The sequence below is a fragment of the Bradyrhizobium sp. 27S5 genome, assembly GCF_037217225.1.
Taxonomy (GTDB): Bacteria; Pseudomonadota; Alphaproteobacteria; order Rhizobiales; family Xanthobacteraceae; genus Bradyrhizobium; species Bradyrhizobium septentrionale.
The window spans coordinates 7,634,926-7,657,569 of the sequence record NZ_CP147714.1 but is presented as its reverse complement, the minus strand read 5'-3'; the positions used below and the strand labels follow the sequence as shown (position 1 = coordinate 7,657,569).

The following is a 22,644-nucleotide window of genomic DNA, read 5'->3' as shown; positions in this document are numbered from 1 at the left end:
ATTTTACAAGCCGTCCTTTGAACGTCGTGCTTTCGCAGAAAGGATGTTTGGCAGACTCAATCGCACTTGTAGGCGGAACGATCGTCGGCAAACTGGTGTCGATAATTGTTGATGGCAGATCCTAAGCTCAACGCTGAGGCTCGATCGGGGGTTCTTTTTGCCGCCGGTTTGCTTTTCGTACTGCTACTGCGAAATCCTAGCGCCGGGTTTGGGTCACATTCGCCCCGAAGCCTTCCCAAGGCCTGAAGATGAACTGCTTGGCAAGTTCGCTGTAGAGTTCACAAATCTTCTGTGACTCAGCGACAAAGTTTGCATAAGCCTGCCTTGCGAATTCGGTCTGAACCTCAATCGCCTTATCGAACGACCGCGCAGCCATGAGCTTCTCGACAAAGGACCCGGTCTCCTCGAGCGACCTCTTGGTATAGTCCCTGTAGGCATTCCCGATAGTTTGAATACTGACTGGCCAGTTGTCCGCCGGTGTGACTGCGCCGATTGGGGGAGCATCCGTCGGTGCGACTTCGCCGATCAAGGGCGCATCCGCCGGGGCGGGTGCCCCGCTTGAGGGAGGCTCCGCCGGCGCAGTTGCGCCGTTCGTGACGGTGTCAATTGACGCGACCATTGCGCCGATTCGATCCTCATCCCGCTGGGCGAGCTTCGGGCTCTGCTGTTGATCATCAGGTTTCTGGTTTCGCTGGTCCGCCTTCCGGCTGCGCTGGCGTGGCTTACCGCGCGGCTTATCCTTGTGGGTCGTCACCATTGCTGAACTCCGCTGTTCTGCATCAAACCAGACGCCAAGATACTCCGCCATGTTTGCGATGAAATCGCGGTTCTGCCTTGTTCGTTACGCGGCGTTGGTGTGGTGAACGGAACTCTGAATGGAATGCGGGCGAACCTGACGCGCTCCAAGGTAGTCGAGATCGTTCATTTTTTCTTCGCCTTCAGCTCCGACAGTCTCGTGGCTAACTGCGCGCGAAATCGGGCGACGTCTCGAAGTAGTTCATAGCGCTCCGGGCTCGGAGCAAGTTTGCGCGCGGTGGATTCTAGCTGCACCGCCATTTCTGCTAGCTCCTCCAGGTCGACGACTGTCATTTCTTGCCTCAACCGATTCTCAACCGGCCGGCGGAACGTCGCCTAATCACTGCTTCTCTGCAGGGGCGCTGAGGCCGCTAGGCGGTGCAGGCGGGGGTGATGGCGGTGGTGGAGTTTCCGCGGCGGGTGCCGCAGCAATGCAGTCGCCCGCCCAGATCTTGGTGCCCCTGACCGTGCCGACCAGTTTGCAACCCATTGGCGCTTGCGGCCTGACCTGAACGGGCGGCCTTTTAGCCGCCTTCGGGGGAGCGGCTTGTGCAAATGCGCCGGTCGTAAAGAGCAGCGCGATAAGTCCGATTAGCGGTTTCATCGGCAGGCCCGTTCTAGCGCGTCTTCCATGATATTTTCCACACTGCTTCAAACATCGGCTTTCAAGCTTAATGCAACCCAAGGGCGCGCGAAACCCGCCCCGGGAGGGGCTTTGGCTGGGCTGGCGGGGAGATCCAGCGGCATGCCGACAAAAGTCGCTAACCCCAATGGCTAGTGGCGGGAAGCCGCGGTTTGATGCAACCTGACGATGCCGCCTATTCCGCGTGGGCGGCGCCGAGTGGAAGCAACCCTGGCTTCTTTACCTGAAGAAGCCAGGGAAGCGCTGAGGCACCCTTGTGGCTTGGCTTAGTCGCCTTTCGAGAGGCGGGCTTGCCCGAATAACTGTGCGTGTGCTCCGAGAAAATAGCCTCCAGAGAGCGCCTCTGGACCCATAACTTCCCATAGGACCCATGTATTCTTGATCTAGATCAAGGTCGTCCGGATGATGCAGGACTTAGCGTGCGACCATGCGCTACGACTGGATTGCCATCGCCGGATACGCGTCGGTTTGCTGGCGATGTTCGGCCTTCTAATCCTGTTCAACATGTAACCGCAGCATGCGCTACTCAGCGCTAATATTGTCCTCAAGGCTGTCAAATCCCCCGAGTTGGACGATTTTTTCGAAGTCGCCAAGCGTGACGATTTGGCGCTTTAAATCAAGGATGCCTTGGGCTCGGAACGCTTGAAGGACGCGGTTGACATGCACGACGCTCAGTCCAAGCGCGTCGGCGAGTTTCGATTGAGTGATCGGAAAGCCGTAGCGATGCACGTCGCCCGACACGGCGGGCTTTCGGCCCAGCGTGTCATCGACCTTCTGCCAGTCGACGGTCTGTGCATGGGCCGACGAGACGAACGGCTCGGCGAACACCTGCCATCCGCTCAGGAACGGCGATTTAGCGACCGAATTTAGGCGGCAACAGGCCATCGACGAACTACAATTTGTCAACGGCGATATCTGGTATAGCTCAATCAACATCGAGACATTCATAGATCATGCCGATCAATTGGTCGATGCTTTTGGCATGACTGTTGATGTACTGACGGTGGTCTTGAGCGCGTGCGCGCCGGGGGCGCTGAATGCAGCACTCGGTTCTCAAGGCCTTGAATGGGATATCACAGTCCCGGCCATCAACATGCCGAGGTCAGCAGTACCTCAGCCGGGAGCAACTGATCAGGAGGAACCTAAGGGGGCTTTCGCGCGATGGCGACAAGCGGGAGATCACCATCACGTAGCTTGTCGATCGGCGGCTTGCCGCTGGTCATCCGGTTGGGGGAAACCAGCCATTCCCATGTCTCTTCGGGTGACGTGAAGAATGGTGCGATCACGTCGAGACCTTCAACGGGCCTTCGCCGCTCAAACTGCCGAAGTGGGTACAGGAAGTTGCGAAGCCCCTTCCGCAAAGCAATTATCTTGTTCGCTTTTCGCCAGTTATCGAGCGTCCCACGCGAGATGTTAAGTCGATTGACCAGCTCTCCTGCGCCAAGAACAATCGGCAGCAGGAGGCGTATGCCGAGCTGACCAAGGCTTTGGGCGTGCGAGATGCAGCCGGCCGGGAGCGTGCCCAAGCGAAAATCACTGAGCTGTCTGCGGAATATCAACGTCTCTCAGACGCTCTGCGCTTTAGCGAACTCGAAGCGCGCGATATCGCAACGCCCCGATCGAGCAAACCTGCCAAACCTCTTCGCGAGCTTGCCCTTGATGCGCTCGACGATTTGGGTGTTCCGGCCGCGCCAGCGCTCGTTGCAGATTTGACAGCGGCGCTCACCGGCAATCGACCTTCGCCTTCGCGCTTCGCCAGCCTTCGGCGTGATGAGGAAAATGCCGCGCGGCGAAACCTTGCTGCGCGCCCCGCCTGGATCCTGCCCGCAATCAGCGCCGTCGAGCTTACCGCCATTCCCAGGCTGCTCACGAGTTCCACCTGGGCCCTGGAACGCCGAATTATCGGCTCGCGTAGCATGCGCACTGACAATCTGCGAATCGCAAGCAACCTCGCGCGTCGATTGGCTCATCTTCGCGACGTCGGGGCGGCCGAGGCAAAGGCCGTTGAGCGGCTGCTGTTCTCATTCGCGCGATCAATTCCGGGCGCGAGTGATACGGGGCAGCCGATCGATCCAAAGCGTGTGACCGACGCTGCGCAGGCCGAACTGAAGATGCTCGAAGATGCCGATTTCGCCGAGCGACAGTCCGCTGCTGCTCGGCTCTCGTCGAGTGCCGCCTCTTTCAAACTTTGGGGTCGTCCTGTCATGGTCGACACAAAGGCAGCCGAAAGGGCGATTAGGTGACTCCGGCTAACGCGCGCCTTGCTCGACTGCGTGGTGGTATCCCGGCCGTGGAGGTTGGAGCGCGCGGCATTGAGAGCGTGGCTCGCAACGCCGGCTGTACCCGGCTGCGCGCGATCATCATTGCGGGGCTCACGCCCACCGAGATTGTCAAACACGTATTGCGCGCTGAGCCCGACATCATGTCGCCGTTCGCGATGACGCTCAGCCAAGCCTATGAACGCCGCCTGCTGGAGAACGGCGGGACCTCGCTCCTGACGGCCTATCGTGACAAGGGGCACCTGGGGCCGACTGAGGTCAAGGTCTCATCGGTGGCCGATCATGCGCCTGGAGACACGGTGCTTGCCCGCCAGCGGCGTGAACTCGAAACCCAGCGTCTCCTATTGAAGCATTCGGGGAATCCACTTGCCCCGAATCTTATTCTGAACCCTCGGCTGCCGCTCGCGCTGGTCGGCGTCATCAAGTCCTACGCAGATCGAGGCGGCAAGACTGACAAGGCCCACATACGATCGGCGTGCCGGGAAGCGTCGGTTGGGACGCTGGCCTTGCGTCAGCACCTTGAAAGCCGCAACGACGATCCGGATCGAGCCGGTGATCGTATCGACATGGTGCTTCGAGCTCCCGGCTCGTTCGTGCCGCGGCTGTTTACCTCCATGCGAGCCGAGTCCGAAATGGCTTCGCTTGTGCGAGCGCTCTCGGCCGCCCCCCGCCGACCTCGATGAGGTCGAACGCCTGGTGCCGGCGGGCGCCAATTTTGCGAGCCGCGACGTCATCGACCAGATTCCGAATAACTATCGGTCTAACTGCAAGGAGCATTGCGCCTTGTGGGAGCACTGCCGCGCTCAAGCGCTCGCTGCCGGGCAACCGATCATCCTGGGCGACGCTGCTGCCGAGCAGCTCGCCGCGGCGGGCTCAATCACGCGCGCGCTCGACTTGCTGGATGGGCGTGGCCGGCCGCCCGAAAATTACGCAGAGGCTGCTCTTGCAGCCGAGCTTCGTGCCGCGGCCCTCTTACTTGATCGGACTGCGAATGGCTGACCTTGTCCATGTAGCAGCCCGCTTGCGGGCACTCCAGCGAGGCCAGGCCGTGCCGATTGTCGCGCAGCGCCAACTGGTAATCCAACCTCATGCGCGCATCCTGACGCTGCTTGCCATGGCTGGCGAGGATACCTCCGTGCATGCCGCAGCGCTCGGCCGTTTCGGCTATTCGCCCGAGATTAACGTCGTCGCCGATCCTCGTCGTCGTGACGATCAATATGGTCTGCTACGCTGGCTGTTGCCTTTGTTCGAGGCCTATTATGCCGAGTGCCGCGCAGCCGGGACCTTTCCGCAGATTTGGGTGTCTTCCTCCGGCGCCCTCGGGCATCTCGACACACTTGCCGATCGTCTGCGCTTCACTGATGAAGGCGATATCAAACGGCTCGGAACTTTGTGGACTTATGCCGGCGAGCGCTCGCCTGTGGCCGGGCAGCAGGCCCTAATCGCTGCTACCAAGGCGCTTTGCGCGCATTTTGCGAGTGGCCAGCAAGAAGGCGAGGACGAGCATCTCGGCTCGCTGTTGACGTGGATCGAGCCGCCCGCAGGGCGCGATATCTTTGCTGCCGTCGCGACCGCGGAGGCACAGCCAATGGCGGAGAAGACCGATCCGCGATTCGACCGCACGGCGCTTCAGCCCGCCATTCAAGACTATAATCGGGCTCGTTCTGCCGGCGAGAGCCAAGCTGTTCTCTCATTCTATCATGCGCGCATTCAGCAGTTGCTCGAAGGTGTACCGCTGCGGTTCGAAGGCCGCGAACGACCTAGACGCTTACATTGCCCGGCGCCCAGTCAACTGTGTCCCGCTCAGCCTCGACCGGTATGGCCACACGGTCGCGACCTGTTCAGTAGCAGGTAGGGATCTTGGGGAATGGCTTGTGCGCAACGGTCTCGCACTGGATTGGCCTCAATATTCAAAGGGCAGATATGACGAAAGTCAGCGCGATGCTGAGCGTGCCGGCCAAGGATTGTGGAAGGGCAGCTACGTCGAGCCGTGGCTCTATCGTGCATGCATCCGCGCCAGCGGAAAGCCGTCCGCCTGTTCGGACGATGCAAATTCCCATCCTTGATGCGATCCATTGCGAGGCGTCAATCCACAAGGTGCGATGGTTGATCACCACACTGGGGCGGGTGGGTCTAGCGCCGTTTGGGCGACTCACGCTACCCATCATTCCGAGCCACCTTACTGCACAATGGGAATGAAATGGTTGCAGCCAATCGTGAACCGCCGGCCTCTGGTTACGCACTTGAAGTGGACGGCCGACTCAAAGCCGAGTTTGCAACCAGAGACGGCGCCAGGGCGGGCGGAGAAGAACTAAAGAAACGTTTTCCCATGCTTCAGATCAGGATCTATGACGCGCGGACGAATACACGCGAGGACATCTAGATCTCGACGGCCGAATTCCTTCGCTTGCGCGCGTGCGGCTTTCGCCGCACCGGGCTCTCGTGTTGGGGTGGACGGCCCCCTTCCGCCGGTGTGCGTAGCAGGATGGGGGTCGTCGATGACCTCAAACGAAGGAGCCGTCCGTGGCAATTGTTCGAATCGGTTTGGACACGTCAAAAAGCGTATTTCAGCTACATGGCGTTGACGGGATGGAGCAACCAGTCTTGCGGCGCAAGTTGAGGCGCGGCCAGGTTCTGGAGTTCTTCCGTCGTTTGCCGCCAGCGTTTGTCGCGATGGAAGCTTGTGGCGCGTCGCATTATTGGGCGCGGGAGCTACGATCGCTCGGACATGAGGTCGCGATGATCCCGCCACAATATGTCAAGCCGTATGTGCAGCGAGGGAAGTCCGACGCTGCGGACGCCGAGGCGATTTGCGAGGCGGCAAGCCGGCCAAAACTGCGCAAGAACTTCGTGCCGGTCAAAAGTCCCGAGCAGCAGGGCGCGCAGATGCTGACGCGCGTGCGGGCTCAGTTCATCAGTAGGCGCACCCAGCTCGCCAATTCGATCCGCGGCTACGCCGCTGAGTTCGGCTTTACCGTGCCCAAGGGGCTTTCGCGGCTTCCGCAATTGCTGATCGATATCAAGGCTGATGCGACAGTCCCGGACCTGGCGATAGAGTTGATAGAGGCGTTGGCTGCAGAACTGGCGCGCGTCGATGATCAGGTCGTTACGCTCGATAAGAAGCTCACGCAAATCCATCGGAGCAACGAGATGAGCCGAAGACTGGCAACCATTCCAGGAATTGGGCCAATCGGTGCGACGCTGCTGTCAATCAAGGTCGTGGATGCGCGCGGGTTCAAATCGGCAAGAAACTTTGCCGCGTGGCTTGGCCTGACGCCAAAAAATCATTCCACGGCCGGCAAGAATCGGCTCGGTGTCATCACGCGCGCCGGTGACGGCATGTTGCGAACCGTCTTGGTAGCTGGCGCGACAGCCGTGATCGCGGATGTGCGACGACGCGGGAGCCGCTCTTGGCCCTGGCTGACAGACATCATTACGCGCAAGCCGCCGAAGCTAGTGGCGATAGCGTTAGCAAACAAGCTGGCGCGGATAGCCTGGAAACTGATGGTTACCGGCGAACGGTACCGGGCTGCGAGCGCGGTGCCGATCCCAACGCCGACATAGATTTCGAACGACAAGTAGAGCTTTGCGTCGGACGGCTAGATCTGACGCTGAGGCCGGAACTTGCAGGAAAGGAAGAGGTGGTACATTCGGCGCGAGCCGGTCATGTGAGACACTCCGCTCGGTTTACCGGCAGCAAATGCCGCTCTCGTGTTTGGAACTCACTGTCCGCGAAGCCCATCTTGGCCAAGGGTCGTAAGATCCGAAAATAGGCCGGACATATGAGCGCAAGCGATCCGAACGTGCTGACCGATCCAGTCCTTGTAAGTCGGGGGCCGTCCACATATGAACCGAGCCGCTTTGCGTCTCGGCCGTAGGGTAGGCGTGGAACACCTCCGCGGAGGATGTTCCTACGCCTCCCCCCAAACCGTGCGGGCACCTTTGCGATGCACACGGCTTTCCATGTGCGAGTGCTCTCGACCGGAAACGGTCGCCCGGCACGACGGGCACAAGACGATGGTCTTGCGCCGCCAGCCAGATCGTTTCCAGACTATCAGCGACCCACTTCGCAGGTCTCGAACACGGCGGAGGTGATGCATCTCGAACGGCCCTGTCGTGCCGCTGCATGCTTCGCATCGGCGAGCATTCAACCGGTCGATTAGGTCATTCGAGTTTCTGACCCACCACGCACCCCTTGTGACATCGTCAATTACTGGACTTATCCAGAAGGTTCGCGTGAGGTGCTTCAGTCTCCACAGTTTGATTGTGCGAAGCTTGCCCCGGACTACAGAACTAACCTCGTAGTCCGTGCCTTTCCACAGACGGGCCATGATCCGCGCCCTCGTCGTTCGATGTCGCAACGCCAGCGTCTTGATGAGGCTGCGGAACACAACAAGCTCCAACACTCCCAAGGCGCGTTTGTTGTCATCGGCAAACGAGTAATAGTTCGCAAAACCACGGAACTCTGAGTTGTAGGCGAGCACGGTCGCAGAGTCGCTGGTGACCAGGAACTGCTCACGAGCACGGCCGGTCTTCCTGGCGAGGTCGCCATAGCCGTTCCGTTTGCAGAACTCGGTTATCCGCTTTCGCGGCACACGTAGGCTAATATTACCGGTAGTCGGCCGGCGCGTGATACGCCATGTCCGTGCTGCCGGTCCCTTGCGGTTGGACCTTCGCCCACCCCCGTAGGACGTGTACGCTGCGATACGGTAACCGAGGAAGGTCACTCCCTTTGAAGCGGCCTGAATCCCACTCTTCTCGGGCGAGATCGCGAGCTTCAGCGTCTCCGTCAAGAATCGTTCGACAGAGGCCATGGCTTCACGAGCCTCCGCCTTGCTGCCGATAATGCCGATCAGGAAGTCGTCGGCGTATCGACAGTAGCGGAGCCTTTTGAAGTTGGGGTCCATTGGATCGACGGAAGGCACTTTCCGTCTCTCCTTGTTGATGGCTTTGATCTCTGCCATTGCGGCATTGATCTCGGCCAGCTCCGCGCCATCGGTGCGCAGCCGCTCAATCTTCCGGCGGAGACCAAGGACGCGCCTTTGCAGCGCCGCGTACGGCGGGAATGCGCGTCGGTCGCGACCTTTATCGAATCCCGCCTTCATTTTCTGCATGTGCTGGTCCAGCTCGTGCAGATAGATGTTGGCGAGCAAGGGCGATACTACTCCGCCCTGCGGCGTGCCGCTGTACGTGCGTCCAAGGACCCAATCTTCCATGTAGCCTGCTTTCAGCATTCCTTCGATCAGACCGATGAATCTATCATCATCGATCCGCTTCTTGAGAAGCGTGAGCAGAACGTCATGGTCGATGTTGTCAAAGAACCCACGCACGTCCACTTCGATCAGCCACTTGCAACCCGTCCAAGTCTTCTTGATGAGGTTTAGAGCGGTGTGACAGGACCTCCTCGGGCGGAACCCATGCGACTCATCGAGGAACACAGGTTCATAGATCGCTTCGAGGATGATCCTGACCGCCTCCTGAACGAGCCGGTCTTCCACCGTGGGAATTCCCAGCGGTCGTGTCTTGCCGTTGCCCTTCGGGATGTGAACCCGGCGGACTGGCCGGAAACGATAAGTGCCATCTGCTACGCGCCTGGCAATGTCGGCGAGCTTCGTCAGCGACATGCCGTCGAAGGTCTTGCCGTCAACACCTGGCGTCAGTGCTCCCTTGTTGAGGGAGACCTTTTCGTAGGCCCGCTCGAAGAGATACGGAGATCTCATCAAGCGGTGAAGGCCATTTATGCGCTTACCCGACCGCGACAAAGTCGGCAGTGATTCAATTCTCCTCTGGATGATGACGGCCTGCATCAGCAGAACCTTTCCGTCGAAGAATCTTCTCTACGCATACTGCAAATGCCGTTATTGGCGGCATCGTCCTTCCCCCGATCGGAGGCGCTTTCAATCCGGTCACCCGGCCTTATACGCATGATCATCCGCCTTGCGGCGGCTGTCCCGGCCATTACGCTGGGCATTTGGGTACTACGACGGCTCCGTCGCCATACAGGTTCGCGAACGAACCTGCTGCAGGCGATCCCGTAGTTACGTGTGTGGGGAGTTGCGGTGTGTTTAGGTGTCCCATTCGCTTCCTTGACCCTCCGATGGAGGTCGTCCCACGCGGACTGGTGGCAGATCGCACTGGCCGGTGCGATTTGCCCCGCGTGGCGTAGCGTGTCAGCCGCGTTCGCTACCGCCAACCCTTTAGCAACTGGAAACTTGGATTCAGGCAATACAGCTTTCACCATGCACACCTTACTCTGTGCTCTCCACCGGGCTGCGGCGCCCGATTTCGAGACGTTTCCCGACATGCTCTGGTCCCGTTCCTCTTTCGAGGTCTCAGTCGTTTCCGACACCGGTAAGTCGGGCAAGTAAGAGCCAAACCAGTAGGCTCCATTCTTTCGAACACTCCCTTCTTCTTCACGCCACAACGGCGCACGCCATCCGGCTTCGATCCCTCGCGCGATCATGAGTCGCTCGCCGGAGGCACTCGCGTTAGGGGCCGCCGTCATTTCATGCCAGCGCCACTATCACTGCCCCGAACGCGGGTGCCTTGTTAACCGGTCTTCGCGACTGCACTCGGTCGCGGCTCCCGCCGTCATTTGATGCCGGCGTCGCTATCACTGCCCCGCGCCGGGTGGCTTTGCCTTCCCTTCGCTCCGCGCTCTTCGGGCTTCCATCACTTTTGCGAAAGAAGGCTGCGCTGCCGCGAAAACCATTCTCTCAGAGAATCGTGGCGTCACCGTCGCAGGAAGTGGCCGTATTGATGCTTCGCGCAAGAGCAGATCATGCCCTCGCCGGGCAGAAACGAAAAACCGGACCTTTATGCAGTAGCTAGCTGCACAAAGGGCCGGCCTTATGTTGCCTTGCCGCGCTAGAGAAACGGATGCAAAGGACATTTCAGATCCTTTGGACAGGTTCGCTTTGCGTCCGGGTTGCGGCGACCCGCAGGCGGAAATCTCTCAGTCGCGGATACGACTACTTCTTTTTCTTTGAAGTCTTCTTTGCCACCTTCTTGGTGGCTGCCTTGGCGGTCTTCTTTGCCTTCTTCGCTTTCTTGGCCATGTCGTCCTCTGTAGAAAACTGGCTCAGTGAACATGCGCACGCCGTGAATCGACATGCACAACATTGAGACGATATCACAAATGCAAAATTGATACCAACGAGTGGTGAGATCGCTCTTGAGCCGGCCTTTCATCCCTAACGGCAAGACGCCCCGCGACCGCGAATCCGCTTCTCAAAGAGCGCGTGGCGTCACCGTCACTGAGAGTGAGAGTGCGGGCCGGGTTTGCCGCGACGGGTTGAGGATCGGAGGAGAGGCTTCCGGTGCCCGTCGCGGAGAACCGCGATGCCTGGACATGCCGCCCGAGTTCGCGCCGGCAAAGACCGCGCGAGCCTTTACACCGAAATCACCGACAAGATCATCGCCGAGCTGGAGGCCGGCCGTATCCCGTGGGTGCAGCCATGGGGGACGGCGGCGATCAAGGCGCCGCTCGCCATGCCGCGCAACGCGTCGACACAGCGCGGTTATTCCGGGATCAATGTGCTGATCCTGTGGGGTGCCGTTATCGAGCACGGCTTTTCCGGACAGAGCTGGCTCACTTTTCGCCAGGCGCTCGCGCTTGGCGGCCACGTCAGGAAGGGCGAACGTGGAACAACCGTCGTCTATGCCGATCGCTTCACCCCGGACGACGAACGCCGGCGCGCCGCGGAGGCCGGTGAAGAGCCGGGCGCCATCCCGTTTCTCAAGCGTTTTACCGTCTTCAACGCGGACCAGTGCGATGGCTTGCCCGAGGGGGTCGCTGCCTCGGTCGTCCCGGCGCCACCAGATCAGATTGAGCCCCGAGCCGAGGCGTTGATCGCCGTCAGCGGCGCGGATTTTCGCATCGGCGGTGCGCGCGCCTACTACAACACGGTCGGCGATTTCGTGCAGGTCCCACCGCCGGCTGTCTATTTCGAGCCGATCAATTGGCACCGGACCGCATTTCATGAGCTTGGTCATTGGACCGGCCAGGCGTCCCGCCTCAACCGAGACCACTCCGGTTCGTTCGGCTCAAAATCGTACGCGCGAGAAGAACTGGTCGCCGAAATGGCGGGTGCCTTCGTTTGTGCCTCGCTTGGCATCGTGCCGACCGTGCGCCACGCCGACTACATCGGTTCCTGGCTCGAGGTTCTGCGCGAGGATAATCGCGCCGTTGTGCGCGCCGCGAGTGCGGCATCGAAAGCCGCCGATTTCCTGCTCGCCTTTCTGGCGCCCGCGATCGAGTCCGTCATCGAGGGCAAAGAGGACGCTGCGTGATGCATCAGCACGCTGTGCCAGGGGCAGTCCCGAGCTGGTGCTGTGCGTCAGAGAGTGAGAGGCGCGCCAGCTTGTCTGTGACGGGTAGGAGGTCGAGAGAGAGTCTTTCGGCCGCCCGTCGTGGAGAAACCGACATGGCAAGCGCTGTTCAGAAAATCAAACTCAGTCCCTCCCGCGATATTCCCTTCAACAAGCTGGTCTTGAGTCAGTCCAACGTCCGCCGCGTGAAGGCTGGCGTCTCGATCGAGCAATTGGCGGAGAGCATCGCTCAGCGCACGTTGTTACAAAGCCTGAGCGTTCGTGCTGTCGTCGATGCCGACGGTCAGGAGACTGGCATGTTCGAGGTGCCGGCTGGTGGACGCCGCTACCGCGCGCTCGAACTGCTGATCAAGCAGAAGCGTATGGCGAGGGCGGAACCCGTCCCCTGCGTTATCAGGGATGGCGGCATCGCCGAGGACGATTCCCTCGCGGAGAATGACGAGCGGGTCGGCCTGCACCCGCTGGATCAGTTCCGCGCGTTCAAAGTGTTGCATGACGGTGGCATGAGTGAAGAGGATATCGCCGCGCGGCACTTCGTCTCGCCAGCGATCGTCAAGCAGCGCCTGCGTCTGGCATCGGTGTCGCCAAAGCTGCACGATGTCTATGCCGAAGACGGCATGACCCTCGAGCAGCTCATGGCCTTCTCGGTCACGGCGGATCACACGCGCCAGGAGCAGGTCTGGGAGAATGTCAGCCGATCCGGCTATGATGAGCCCTATCAGATCCGGCGAATGCTCACAGAAAATACCGTGCGTGCGTCCGATCGCCGCGTTCAGTTCATTGGGCTGGATGCTTACGAGCAGGCTGGTGGCGGCGTTTTGCGGGATCTGTTCGAGCTGGCGGCTGGTTCCAGGACGTTGCTTTACTCGACCGTCTCGTGACGGACAAGCTCAAGGCTGAGGCTGAGACGATCGCAGCCGAGGGTTGGAAGTGGATTTCAGTCGCCGTCGATATCCCCTACGGCCATGCGGATGGCCTGTCGAGGGAAAACTTGCCGATCTTTCCCCAGAGGAGCAGGCCACCATCGACGCTCTTAATGCGGAACAAACCAAGCTTGAATCCGACTATCGGGATGCCGACGAATTGCCTGATGAGGTCGATCAGCGTCTCGGCGAAATCGAGGCGGCTCTGGTGGCGTTCGAAGAGCGGCCGATGATTTACGATCCGGTCGAGATTGTCCGCGCCGGCGTCTTCGTCAGCATCGACTCCGAAGGCCGCCTCTCGGTGGACCGGGGTTACGTCCGTCCGGAAGACGACGTGTCGGCAGACGGTCCTGATGTCGGGCAGGGCCGCGATATACAGGCGATCGAGGGGAAAGCGGCTGGTACTTCCGTCCAGCGTGCGGTCATCGCGGTGGCCGGCGGCGCCGCCGGCGCCGACGCAGAAGTTGACGAAGACGGGACAAGACCTCTGCCTGATCGGCTGATCACCGAGCTGACTGCGCATCGCACACTGGCGTTGCGTGATGCGCTGGCAGAAAATCCTGCAGTCGCGTTTCAGGCGGTGCTGCACAATTTCGTGCTGACGGCCTTTTACCGGTTCGCATCGTCCGGGAGCTGCCTCGAGATCGGACTTCGCACGCCGACCTTTCCGGCTCAAGCTCCCGGCCTAAGGGAAAGTGCCTTAGCGAAGGCCGTTGAGGCGCGGCATGAGTCCTGGAAGGCACGTTTGCCGAAGGGCGAGAACGAGCTCTGGGATGTTCTTTCGGCCCTCGATGGCGACGCACAGGCATCCCTGTTTGCTCACTGCGCGTCATTTGCGGTCAACGCTGTCTATGAGCCGTCCAACCGCTACAATCAGGGCCGCGTCTCCGCCCATGGCGTCCGCACCCGCCTTGACCAGGCTGATGTGCTAGCCCGCGCTGTCGACCTCGACATGGTTCGAGCGGGCTGGAAGCCCGTCTGTCGACAACTATCTCGGGCGGGTCACCAAGCCGCGCATCCTGGAGGCGGTGCGGGAAGCAAGAGGCGAGTCTTCCGCGCAACTGATCGACCACCTGAAGAAGGCCGACATGGCCAAGGAGGCTGAGCGTCTTCTCGATGGCTCGGGCTGGTTACCGGAGCCGCTGCGGCTCGTCGATCCCGATGCGGCATCAGGGGAGCAGGAGAGCGAAGCGGGTCCGCTGCCCGAATTCCTCGCCGACGACAAGGATCGGGAGAGCGCGGGCGAAGATGATCCGCAACAGCTCGATGCGGCTGAATGACATCGTAGAAGGGACGGCTCCGGCCGTCCAGCAATTGCTTGGGACCGGTGTGTAGCGCCGGTCCCCATTCTTTTGGGCGAGGGCTGAGAGGGAGAGCAGGGCCGGCAAGGGTTTGAATCGCCGTGGTCTTGAGGAGAGCGCCTGGCGGTTCGGCCCGTTCCTGCTCTCCGAAAGAAACCCTGTCATGACCGAATCTCTCGCTGGCGGCGCTGCCGCCGCGCCGCTCTCGATGCGCGCCGCTGCAACTCTCACCTCCGCCGCCGTCAGGGCGGCACAACAGCTCGCCACTGATCTCGAGCGCGGCCGTCGCATCGATGCCGTTGTCCTGCGCAGCGCCATGGAAGCTGCCTTCGGCGCTTCCGACGCCACTGGTGTCTGGAACTGGAAGACCGCCTACGATGTCTGTGAGGTGGCAACAGTTCTGTTCCTCCGCAAGTTCGGCCCGGCCATCCGGAGCAAGGCCGGCTCAATGGCCGCGATGCTGCCAATGCTCGCGAGATTCGCCAGTCGCCTGCCTACCCACACGCGGCGCTCCGAGGACAGCCAGGTCCTTCAACAATTCTCGACGCCGATCCCGCTTGGGCTCGCCGCATGCACCGCGGCCGGCATCACACCGTCCGACCGGGTTCTGGAGCCCTCCGCCGGGACCGGCTTGCTCGCCATCTTTGCCGAGCTCGCCGGCGGCGCCTTGATATTGAACGAGCTGGCCGACGCCCGCGCCGCATTGCTCGACCAACTCTTCGCCAATGTTAAAGTCACGCGGTTCGACGCCGCCCAGATCGATGATCACCTCGATCCCAGTGTCGTGCCGAGCGTCGTTCTGATGAACCCGCCGTTCTCGGCATTAGCAAACGTCGATCGACGGATGGCGGACGCGGCCCTCCGGCACATCGCCTCGTGCTTGGCGCGTCTGTGCGACGGTGGGCGTCTGGTTGCCATTACCGGCGCAAGTCTTACGCCCGACAATCCGGCATGGCGAGATGCCTTCGTTCGCCTCCAGCACCGCGGGCGGGTTGTGCTTTCTGCCGCCATCGACGGTGCGGTCTACGCGAAACACGGAACGCAAACCGACACAAGGCTGCTTGTCATCGACAAGCAGCCTGCCGCAGATCCGAAGATCTTTGAGGCCTCGCTGGGCATGGCGGGCGATGTCGCCACCTTGCTCGACTGGGTGATCCAGTATGTGCCTCCAAGGCTGCCCGTCGCCACTCCTGTCGTGGTCGACGTTATCAGACGCCCCGCGAAGTCCCGGCCGGCGGGCGCCTTTGCACCACGCCCATCGTCCACTTCGGGAGACGGCGCACCAGAGGGCGTCGAACTCAACTACGAGACGGTCGGGTGGACGCCTCCGGAAGGCGCTGGGCTCACCGACGCGCTGTATGAGGAATACACGCTGCAGGCGATCCGTATTCGGGACGCGCATGCGCATCCGACCAAACTCGTGCAGTCCGCCGCGATGGCCTCGGTCGCGCCGCCGAAGCCATCTTACCGGCCACATCTGCCGGCCAATGTCGTGGCGGATGGCATCCTGTCCGACGCCCAGCTTGAGAGCGTCATCTATGCCGGAGAGGCGCACTCCGAGTTTCTTGCGGGCTCCTGGACGGTGGATGCGACCTTTGATGTTGTGGCGGCCGCACGCAACGATGCAGAAAATGCTGTCCGCTTTCGGCGCGGCTGGTTCTTGGGCGACGGCACCGGTGCAGGCAAGGGACGGCAAGTGGCCGGCATCCTGCTCGACAACTGGCTCAAGGGCCGCCGCCGCGCGGTCTGGATCAGCAAATCCGACAAGCTGATCGAGGATGCGCAGCGCGACTGGTCGTCGCTCGGCATGGAGCGGCTGCTCGTGACGCCGCTGTCTCGTTTCCGGCAGGGCACACCGATCCGTCTGGAGCGAGGCGTCCTTTTCACCACCTACGCTACGCTGCGCACCGACGAGCGCGGCGAAAAGCTTTCGCGCGTGCGGCAGATCGTTGAATGGTTGGGCTCCGACTTCGACGGAGTGATCGTCTTCGACGAGAGCCACGCGATGCAGAACGCGGCAGGCCAGAAGGGCGAGCGCGGTGACCAGGCGGCCTCCCAGCAGGGCCGTGCGGGGCTCAGGCTCCAGCACGCCTTGCCGAATGCCCGCGTCGTCTATGTCTCCGCGACGGGCGCCACGACCGTACACAATCTAGCTTACGCCCAGCGGCTGGGATTGTGGGGTGGCGACGATTTCCCGTTTGCTACGCGGGCCGAGTTCGTCGAGGCGATCGAGGAGGGCGGCGTTGCGGCCATGGAGGTGCTCGCACGCGACATCAAGGCGCTCGGCCTCTACGCGGCCCGCTCGCTCTCTTACGAGGGCGTCGCGTACGAGTTCATCGAGCACCAGCTTGCGCCCGAACAGGTTCGCATCTACGACGCCTATGCAGGTGCGTTCAGCATCATCCACAACAACCTCGACGCGGCGATGCGAGCCGCCAACATCACCGGCGAAACCGGAACGCTGAACGGGCAGGCGAAATCAGCGGCGCGATCTGCCTTTGAAGGCGCGAAGCAGCGCTTCTTTGGCCACCTCCTGACTTCGATGAAGACGCCATCCTTGATCCGCTCGATCGAACGCGATCTGGACGCTGGCCATGCCGCCGTTATCCAGATCGTATCGACCGGTGAAGCGCTGATGGAGCGCCGGCTGGCCGAGATTCCGACTGAGGACTGGGGCGACGTCCAGGTTGACATCACCCCACGCGAGTATGTCCTCGATTATCTCGCCCATTCCTTTCCGGTCCAGCTCTACGAACCGTTCACCGACCAGGAGGGCAATCTCCGCTCCCGGCCTGTCTATCGTGACGGCCAACCGGTCGAGAGCCGGGACGCCGTCGCCCGGCGCGACCGCCTCATCGAGAAGTTCGCCTCGCTGCCGCCGGTCCCGGGCGCGCTGGACCAGGTGATCCAGCGCTTCGGAACCGATCTGGTCGCGGAGGTGACGGGCCGCTCGCGACGCATCGTTCGCAAGGGCGACCGGCTGGTGGTCGAAAACCGCGCCGGTTCGGCCAACCTCGCCGAGACGTCGGCCTTCATGGACGACGTCAAGCGGATCCTTGTGTTCTCCGACGCAGGCGGCACGGGGAGGAGCTACCATGCAGAACTCTCGGCGCGGAATCGCCGCCTGCGGGTCCATTACCTGCTAGAGCCCGGCTGGAAGGCGGACGCCGCAATCCAGGGGCTCGGCCGAACGAACCGGACCAACCAGGCGCAGCCGCCGCTGTTTCGTCCCATCGCAACCGACGTGAAGGCTGAAAAACGCTTCCTCAGCACCATTGCCCGCCGGCTCGATACGTTGGGCGCGATTACGCGCGGCCAGCGCCAGACCGGAGGGCAGGGCCTGTTCCGGCCCGAGGACAATCTCGAAAGCCAGTACGGCCGCGACGCCTTGCGCCAACTCTACACCCTCGTGGTGCGCGGCAAGGTCGAGGGCTGCTCGCTCGAGCGGTTCGAGGATGCGACCGGCCTGAAGCTGACGGATGCCAACGGGCTCAGGGATGACCTGCCGCCGATCACGACGTTCCTGAACAGGTTGCTGGCGCTCACGATCGATCTTCAGAACGTCCTGTTCACCGTCTTCGAACGGCTATTGACGGCTCGGATCGAAGGCGCGGTCGCCTCGGGCACCTATGACGTCGGCCTGGAAACGCTCCGCGCCGAGAGCTTTGTGGTCACCGACCGGCGGACGATCTACGTCCATCCCGGCACTGGCGCCGAGACCCGGCTGCTCACGATCACCCAGCGCCAGCGCAATCATCCAGTGAGCCTGGATGACGCCCTTGGTCGTCTTTCCGATCCACGCGCCATCCTGTTGGTCAATGAGCGCTCGGGACGAGCCGCTGTGCAGGTCCCCGCTCCGAGCTTCATGCTTGATGACGGCGAGATCGAGCAGCGCGTCCGCCTGATCCGGCCGATGGAACAGCATAGCGTTCCCCTGAAGATGATGGCGGAAAGCCATTGGGTCGAGGCAGACCGTAAACGCTTCACCGCGGCCTGGCTGGCGGAGCTTGCCGAGATCCCAGCGTTCACGGAAAGCACGATCCACGTCGTGGCCGGCTTGCTGCTGCCCATCTGGAAGCGGCTGCCGAATGAGTCGACCCGCATCTATCGGCTGCAGACCGACGCGGGCGAGCGGATCATCGGCCGCAAGGTCTCGGCCACCTGGGTCGCGAACGTCCTTGCGTCCGATGTGCCGGCGTTGACGCCGGACGCCGCCTTTGCCGCGCTGGTAGAGGGACAGGCCGTCCTCGAGCTTGCGGAGGGACTCCAACTTCGCCGTGTCCGGGTGATGGGCGCACACCGCATCGAACTCGTCGGCTTCAACGACACCATGCGCGATCGCTTGCGGGCCTATGGCCTCTTTGGAGAGATCATTTCCTGGAAGCTACGCATGTTTGTGCCTGCGGATGCGAGCGGTGTCGAGATCCTCTCGAAGGTGCTCGACCGTTATCCGGTCAAGCGTGCCAGTGAGCGGGAGGCCGCCTGATGCCCCGCGATGCCAGCGAACTGGCACGCCGCCTCGCGCGCGAGGCGGAGGCGGTGTGCCGACATTATCTCTCCAACGGCAAGCGGGCGGGGCGGTACTGGGTGGTCGGCGACGTCCACAACACGCCAGGCCGCTCACTGTTCGTGCGGCTTCAGGAATCGCCGAAGGGCCCTGCGGGCAAATGGACCGATGCCGCAACTGGCGAACACGGTGATCTCCTCGACATCATTCGCAAAAGCCTGGGTTTGCGCGACTTCCGCGAAGTCGCCCAGGAGGCAGAGCGCTTTCTGAAGTTGCCTCGTATCAAGCCTGAATTGGTCTCGGAAGCCGATCGTCCAGCCGTGCCAGCCGGATCCCAAGAGGCCGCCCGCCGGCTCTTTGCGATATCCAGCCCGATCCACGGGACCGTGGTTGAGACATATCTGAAGCGTCGCGGGATCGCCCGCATGCATCATGGTGGCAGCTTACGTTTCCACCCACGCTGCTACTATCGGCCGGACGAGCACCTGCCGACGGAGACCTGGCCGGCGATGATCGCTTCTGTCACGGACCTCGATGGCAGGATCACCGGCGTACACCGCACCTGGCTCGACCCGGACGGCTTTGATCGCGTTCGACTGGGCAAGGCTCCGATCGATACGCCACGACGCGCGATGGGCGACCTTCTCGGCAACGCGGTTCGTTTCGGCGCCGTAGACGACGTACTCGCCGCCGGCGAGGGCATCGAGACCATGTTGTCGCTGCGCTACGTGCTGCCGACGATGCCGATGGCCGCTGCGCTTTCGGCCAATCACCTCTCGGCCATGTTGCTGCCGTCTGGCCTGCGTCGGCTCTATATCGCTCGCGATGCCGATGCCGCCGGTGATACGGTGCTCGCCGTTCTGACCCAGCGCGCAGCAGACGCCGGCATTGAAGCGACCGCGCTGTCGCCCCGGTTGGGCGATTTCAACGAAGATCTGCACGTCTTCGGTCTTGACGATCTCCGCGCGGCCTTGCGGAGTCAACTCGTACCTGAGGATGTCGTCCGCTTCCTGCATTCGTCGACGGTGCCCGCCGAGTAGGTCACGACTGTTCGATCCACAGCGACAGGTCGGTCATGGGCGAGGCCAATACCGGAAGAGGACGCGACCTCGGCCTTCTAAAGGGCGATCGGACGGCAAGCGGCCCGGGCCGGCAATGGCTGCGTCCGGCTATTTTCCGCCGCGCGCCGGCGATGTGAAGACACATCGTACGTTTGGCCAGCGCGCTTTGCATCGCGAAGCAAAATAGCCGGCCTCCGCCATCCTCCGCTGTCGCTTCGGCCCTGTCGGGTTCTGGCCCGTTCCGCCCGCCGTCAGAGGATCGCCACGAAGGCCGCGATGGTCGCGGCCGATCCGGCAAAGGACCTCTTCCCATGACCGACCATGACGACATCGAACCGCCGCATGCCTCGTCTCCAACGGATCACGTCCTCACTGAACTACAGCTCTTCGGCTATCGTCCCTTCGACGACCAGCCCGATCCAAGACCGCTCCCCGAGGGCAAGATGATCGCCGGCGCGGTCGCCGATATCTTCGACGCCCTGGTTGCGACCCTGAGCGACACGCGGCTGGAGCGGGACCTTGACGATCTGCTCTGGTCGACCGTCAATCTGTTCCATCGTGCTGTCGATCGCATCGAACGCCAACTCGACGACAACGAGCAGGCTCAGCACAAAAGCCAGCGCGAGCAGAATGGCTCTGAAGTGCGATCGGTCGAACTCGAGCGCCTGACGGCTGAAGGCATCTCGCTGATCGAGCGTCGCAATTGCCTGGAACTGTTCCGCGACCAGGCCATCGAACGATTTGAGGTCCACACCGGCGCGTCCTGGCGCCCGCGGTCGGGATCATTGGTCAATCACCGCACGCTCACCGCGGCGATGATCGACTCCCGCGACTTCATCGCAGCAAAACGCCGCGCCGAGACCGAGGTCATGCTGCCGTCAGGGCCCAAAATCGCACTCACCGGTGGGCTCGACTTCAACGACCACGACCTCATCTGGGATCGCCTCGACAAGGTTCATGCCAAGCACCCCGACATGGTCCTCCTCCATGGCGGCTCCCCGAAAGGCGCCGAACTGATCGCCTCGAAATGGGCGACCAATCGCAAGGTGCCACAGATCGCCTTCAAGCCAGACTGGACGAAGCACGCCAAGGCGGCACCGTTCAAGCGCAACGATGCGCTGCTTGAGCTTCTGCCGATCGGCGTCATGCACTTCCCGGGAACGGGAATTCAGGACAACCTTGCCGACAAGGCAAAGCGGCTCGGCATTCCCGTCTGGAAGTTCGGCGGCGCGTAAGCGCCGTCATCTCGAAGACGCCAAGGCGGAGTTGCACGCCGCAACTTCGCCTCGTTTCGATTTTACGTCCGAAGCCGCGCCGCGGTGGTGGTGGAAGGCGCGACTAGTGCTTCTATGCATTGGAGCCACCGCCATGCTCGCCCTTGGCCTTGTCCTCAACACACTTGGTATCGGTTTCTTCTGCTGGCTGGTCTTTGCGCTGGCGGTGTATGCGTTGCCGTTTTTCGTCGCGCTCAGTTTTGGGATAATGGCGTTTCATGGCGGCGCCGGCGTCGTCGGCGCGCTGCTTATCGGATTAGCCTCCGGCGCACTGACGCTTGCCGTCGGTCAGATCGCCGTCGCGGTCAGTCGGTCACGGACTTTGCGTATCGCGATCGCGACCGCATTCGCCGTCCCTGCGGCAATTGCCGGCTATCATGTGGTGTTTGCCCTGTCGCAGATCGGGGTGCCTTCGCTCACTTGGCGCGAGGCCTTCGCTTGCCTGGGTGCGGTTTGCATCGGCGGCACGGCATGGACGCGCTTGACCGTTTTCGCGGAGACCCGCCCGTTGGAGTCGGCCGGGGTGACGGAGAATATGCCTCAACCAGTTCTCACAGCCGCCACGCATGAGCGATGACGCTTCGTCGCCGTCATCAATCGAGCAAAACCGCAGGCGCATTACGTTGAACGAGGGGTCATCGAGCTTGAGCGAGAGGTAACCGCACTTCTCCTCGGAGCGCTTTAAGCGAGCCGTACCAATCTCGGTCTGGTCCAAATAGTTGCGGTGGAGCGACGCGCCGCGCCTCGATCATTCCTTCCGGGACGATACCGCCCGTTGCGGCAGATTGTTTCTCTTTCTGCGCCGAACCGTACCAACCTCTTGTGCAGTTCAACCGAACTTCGCCAAGTCTTCTCCTTCAGATTGCGGTTTAGCACGCGGACGCACGTGGCCTCTTTGATGGCTTGATCTGGCCGAAGACCGGCTGCGCCTCGATCGTCTGAGCCGCAACGCCGTTGATGCGACTTTCTTCCCCTGGGCTTACGCCCATTCCTCGCGAGGCAAGAAAGTCGCAACAATGGCGTCCTCCGCTGCGCTCCAGCCCGCAAGCGGGTGCGTCGCCAATCGTCCTCGGCCTCTAGATCGCCATCGAGGCCGCGGTGGTCGCGGGCTCGAAACACAACAGGAGAAGTGACATGGCTAACATCGGTTCTTTCAAGAAGGCCGGCAACGACTTCCAGGGCGAGATCGTCACCCTGAGCCTGCAAGCCAAGGGCGTCCGTATCGTCGCCGAGACCAACCGATCCAACGAAAACGCTCCCAGCCACCGCATCTACGTGGGGCGGGCGGAGATCGGGGCAGCCTGGTCGAAGCGCTCCGAAGAGGGCCGCGATTACCTCTCGCTCAAGCTCGATGACCCCTCGTTCAACGCGCCCATCTACGCAAACCTGTTCGATGACGAAGGCGGCGAGGGCTACACCCTGCTCTGGTCGCGGCCCCGCAAGAACGGCGAGTAGACCCTCCGCCAAGCCCCGTCCGGTCCGCCGGGCGGGGCTTCTCAAAATCCTACCTCAGTCGATGATACCGACCGA

At 61.8% G+C, this 22,644-nt stretch carries 18 protein-coding genes and 2 pseudogenes; 14 read left to right on the top strand and 6 right to left on the bottom strand.

Annotation, left to right across the window (positions count from 1 at the left end; translation table 11 throughout):
• Window positions 1-196: 196 nt before the first annotated feature.
• The 5 genes and pseudogenes from WDM24_RS44565 to WDM24_RS36105 all read right to left on the bottom strand — a co-directional run bounded on the left by WDM24_RS44565 (window position 197) and on the right by WDM24_RS36105 (window position 2,964).
• Entirely contained in the window at window positions 197-757 is a 561-nt protein-coding gene (locus WDM24_RS44565; RefSeq protein ID WP_414645650.1) for a phasin family protein, read from the bottom strand.
• A 164-nt stretch (window positions 758-921) separates the two neighbouring features.
• The gene (locus WDM24_RS36120; RefSeq protein ID WP_338692198.1) at window positions 922-1,089 is read right to left on the bottom strand and encodes a hypothetical protein; all 168 of its coding nucleotides are present in this window, start codon (window positions 1,087-1,089) and stop codon (window positions 922-924) included.
• Window positions 1,090-1,960: 871 nt separating this feature from the next.
• Window positions 1,961-2,104 carry a hypothetical protein gene (locus WDM24_RS36115; RefSeq protein WP_338701629.1) on the bottom strand — a complete coding sequence of 48 codons (144 nt, stop codon included), beginning with the start codon at window positions 2,102-2,104 and terminating at the stop codon, window positions 1,961-1,963.
• A gap of 36 nt (window positions 2,105-2,140) precedes the next feature.
• Window positions 2,141-2,323 (bottom strand): annotated as a pseudogene (locus tag WDM24_RS36110) (peptidase M23); the annotation flags it as partial.
• Window positions 2,324-2,580: 257 nt separating this feature from the next.
• Complete coding sequence (locus WDM24_RS36105; RefSeq protein ID WP_338692197.1) at window positions 2,581-2,964, bottom strand: hypothetical protein; 384 nt, start codon at window positions 2,962-2,964, stop codon at window positions 2,581-2,583.
• Here WDM24_RS36105 and WDM24_RS36100 point away from each other — a divergent pair.
• The 6 genes from WDM24_RS36100 (at window position 2,932) to WDM24_RS36075 (ending at window position 7,281) form a co-directional block, all read left to right on the top strand.
• Window positions 2,932-3,681: a hypothetical protein gene (locus WDM24_RS36100; RefSeq protein ID WP_338692196.1), complete on the top strand. Its 750-nt coding sequence runs from the start codon at window positions 2,932-2,934 to the stop codon at window positions 3,679-3,681. The two genes, WDM24_RS36105 and WDM24_RS36100, sit on opposite strands and share 33 nt — an antisense overlap.
• A gap of 77 nt (window positions 3,682-3,758) precedes the next feature.
• On the top strand, window positions 3,759-4,400 hold the full coding sequence (locus WDM24_RS36095) for a hypothetical protein (RefSeq protein ID WP_338692195.1): 642 nt from the start codon (window positions 3,759-3,761) through the stop codon (window positions 4,398-4,400).
• Window positions 4,401-4,413: 13 nt separating this feature from the next.
• Complete coding sequence (locus tag WDM24_RS36090) at window positions 4,414-4,716, top strand: hypothetical protein (RefSeq protein WP_338692194.1); 303 nt, start codon at window positions 4,414-4,416, stop codon at window positions 4,714-4,716.
• Window positions 4,709-5,572: a hypothetical protein gene (locus tag WDM24_RS36085; RefSeq protein WP_338832587.1), complete on the top strand. Its 864-nt coding sequence runs from the start codon at window positions 4,709-4,711 to the stop codon at window positions 5,570-5,572. Before WDM24_RS36090 ends, WDM24_RS36085 begins: the two co-directional genes overlap by 8 nt.
• Complete coding sequence (locus tag WDM24_RS36080) at window positions 5,490-5,783, top strand: thermonuclease family protein (RefSeq protein ID WP_338825153.1); 294 nt, start codon at window positions 5,490-5,492, stop codon at window positions 5,781-5,783. Before WDM24_RS36085 ends, WDM24_RS36080 begins: the two co-directional genes overlap by 83 nt.
• A gap of 457 nt (window positions 5,784-6,240) precedes the next feature.
• Window positions 6,241-7,281: an IS110 family transposase gene (locus WDM24_RS36075; RefSeq protein ID WP_338822064.1), complete on the top strand. Its 1,041-nt coding sequence runs from the start codon at window positions 6,241-6,243 to the stop codon at window positions 7,279-7,281.
• A gap of 347 nt (window positions 7,282-7,628) precedes the next feature.
• On the opposite strand, the gene WDM24_RS36070 is transcribed toward WDM24_RS36075, so the two are convergent.
• Window positions 7,629-9,524, bottom strand: a complete 1,896-nt coding sequence (locus WDM24_RS36070; RefSeq protein WP_338696614.1) for a reverse transcriptase domain-containing protein — start codon at window positions 9,522-9,524, stop codon at window positions 7,629-7,631.
• 1,072 nt (window positions 9,525-10,596) lie between these two features.
• On the opposite strand from WDM24_RS36070, the gene WDM24_RS36065 reads away from it, so the two are divergent.
• From WDM24_RS36065 to WDM24_RS36025, 8 genes and pseudogenes are all read left to right on the top strand, one after another.
• Window positions 10,597-10,842: a hypothetical protein gene (locus WDM24_RS36065; RefSeq protein ID WP_338829128.1), complete on the top strand. Its 246-nt coding sequence runs from the start codon at window positions 10,597-10,599 to the stop codon at window positions 10,840-10,842.
• A gap of 216 nt (window positions 10,843-11,058) precedes the next feature.
• Window positions 11,059-12,009, top strand: coding sequence for an ArdC family protein (locus WDM24_RS36060; RefSeq protein ID WP_338822060.1), 951 nt, complete (start codon window positions 11,059-11,061; stop codon window positions 12,007-12,009).
• 134 nt (window positions 12,010-12,143) lie between these two features.
• Window positions 12,144-14,251, top strand: a pseudogene (locus WDM24_RS36055) (ParB/RepB/Spo0J family partition protein).
• 184 nt (window positions 14,252-14,435) lie between these two features.
• Window positions 14,436-18,758 carry a strawberry notch-like NTP hydrolase domain-containing protein gene (locus WDM24_RS36050; RefSeq protein ID WP_338829127.1) on the top strand — a complete coding sequence of 1,441 codons (4,323 nt, stop codon included), beginning with the start codon at window positions 14,436-14,438 and terminating at the stop codon, window positions 18,756-18,758.
• Window positions 18,758-19,819, top strand: coding sequence for a DUF7146 domain-containing protein (locus WDM24_RS36045; protein ID WP_338829126.1), 1,062 nt, complete (start codon window positions 18,758-18,760; stop codon window positions 19,817-19,819). The genes WDM24_RS36050 and WDM24_RS36045 overlap by 1 nt, the downstream gene beginning before the upstream one ends.
• A 332-nt stretch (window positions 19,820-20,151) precedes the next feature.
• On the top strand, window positions 20,152-21,075 hold the full coding sequence (locus WDM24_RS36040; RefSeq protein WP_338829125.1) for a DUF2493 domain-containing protein: 924 nt from the start codon (window positions 20,152-20,154) through the stop codon (window positions 21,073-21,075).
• A gap of 133 nt (window positions 21,076-21,208) precedes the next feature.
• Window positions 21,209-21,691 carry a hypothetical protein gene (locus WDM24_RS36035; RefSeq protein ID WP_338829124.1) on the top strand — a complete coding sequence of 161 codons (483 nt, stop codon included), beginning with the start codon at window positions 21,209-21,211 and terminating at the stop codon, window positions 21,689-21,691.
• A gap of 557 nt (window positions 21,692-22,248) precedes the next feature.
• The gene (locus tag WDM24_RS36025) at window positions 22,249-22,569 is read left to right on the top strand and encodes a DUF736 domain-containing protein (RefSeq protein ID WP_338829123.1); all 321 of its coding nucleotides are present in this window, start codon (window positions 22,249-22,251) and stop codon (window positions 22,567-22,569) included.
• The last annotated feature ends 75 nt before the right edge of the window (window positions 22,570-22,644 follow it).

What these genes read in the sequence shown, in the direction of transcription:
- WDM24_RS44565 (WP_414645650.1), bottom strand. Translation starts at nt 757, where the DNA reads ATGGTGACGACCCACAAGGATAAGCCGCGCGGTAAGCCACGCCAGCGC.
- WDM24_RS36120 (WP_338692198.1), bottom strand. Translation starts at nt 1,089, where the DNA reads ATGACAGTCGTCGACCTGGAGGAGCTAGCAGAAATGGCGGTGCAGCTA.
- WDM24_RS36085 (WP_338832587.1), top strand. Translation starts at nt 4,709, where the DNA reads ATGGCTGACCTTGTCCATGTAGCAGCCCGCTTGCGGGCACTCCAGCGA.
- WDM24_RS36070 (WP_338696614.1), bottom strand. Translation starts at nt 9,524, where the DNA reads ATGCAGGCCGTCATCATCCAGAGGAGAATTGAATCACTGCCGACTTTG.
- WDM24_RS36065 (WP_338829128.1), top strand. Translation starts at nt 10,597, where the DNA reads ATGCAAAGGACATTTCAGATCCTTTGGACAGGTTCGCTTTGCGTCCGG.
- WDM24_RS36060 (WP_338822060.1), top strand. Translation starts at nt 11,059, where the DNA reads ATGCCTGGACATGCCGCCCGAGTTCGCGCCGGCAAAGACCGCGCGAGC.
- WDM24_RS36050 (WP_338829127.1), top strand. Translation starts at nt 14,436, where the DNA reads ATGACCGAATCTCTCGCTGGCGGCGCTGCCGCCGCGCCGCTCTCGATG.
- WDM24_RS36045 (WP_338829126.1), top strand. Translation starts at nt 18,758, where the DNA reads ATGCCCCGCGATGCCAGCGAACTGGCACGCCGCCTCGCGCGCGAGGCG.
- WDM24_RS36040 (WP_338829125.1), top strand. Translation starts at nt 20,152, where the DNA reads ATGACCGACCATGACGACATCGAACCGCCGCATGCCTCGTCTCCAACG.
- WDM24_RS36035 (WP_338829124.1), top strand. Translation starts at nt 21,209, where the DNA reads ATGCTCGCCCTTGGCCTTGTCCTCAACACACTTGGTATCGGTTTCTTC.
- WDM24_RS36025 (WP_338829123.1), top strand. Translation starts at nt 22,249, where the DNA reads ATGGCTAACATCGGTTCTTTCAAGAAGGCCGGCAACGACTTCCAGGGC.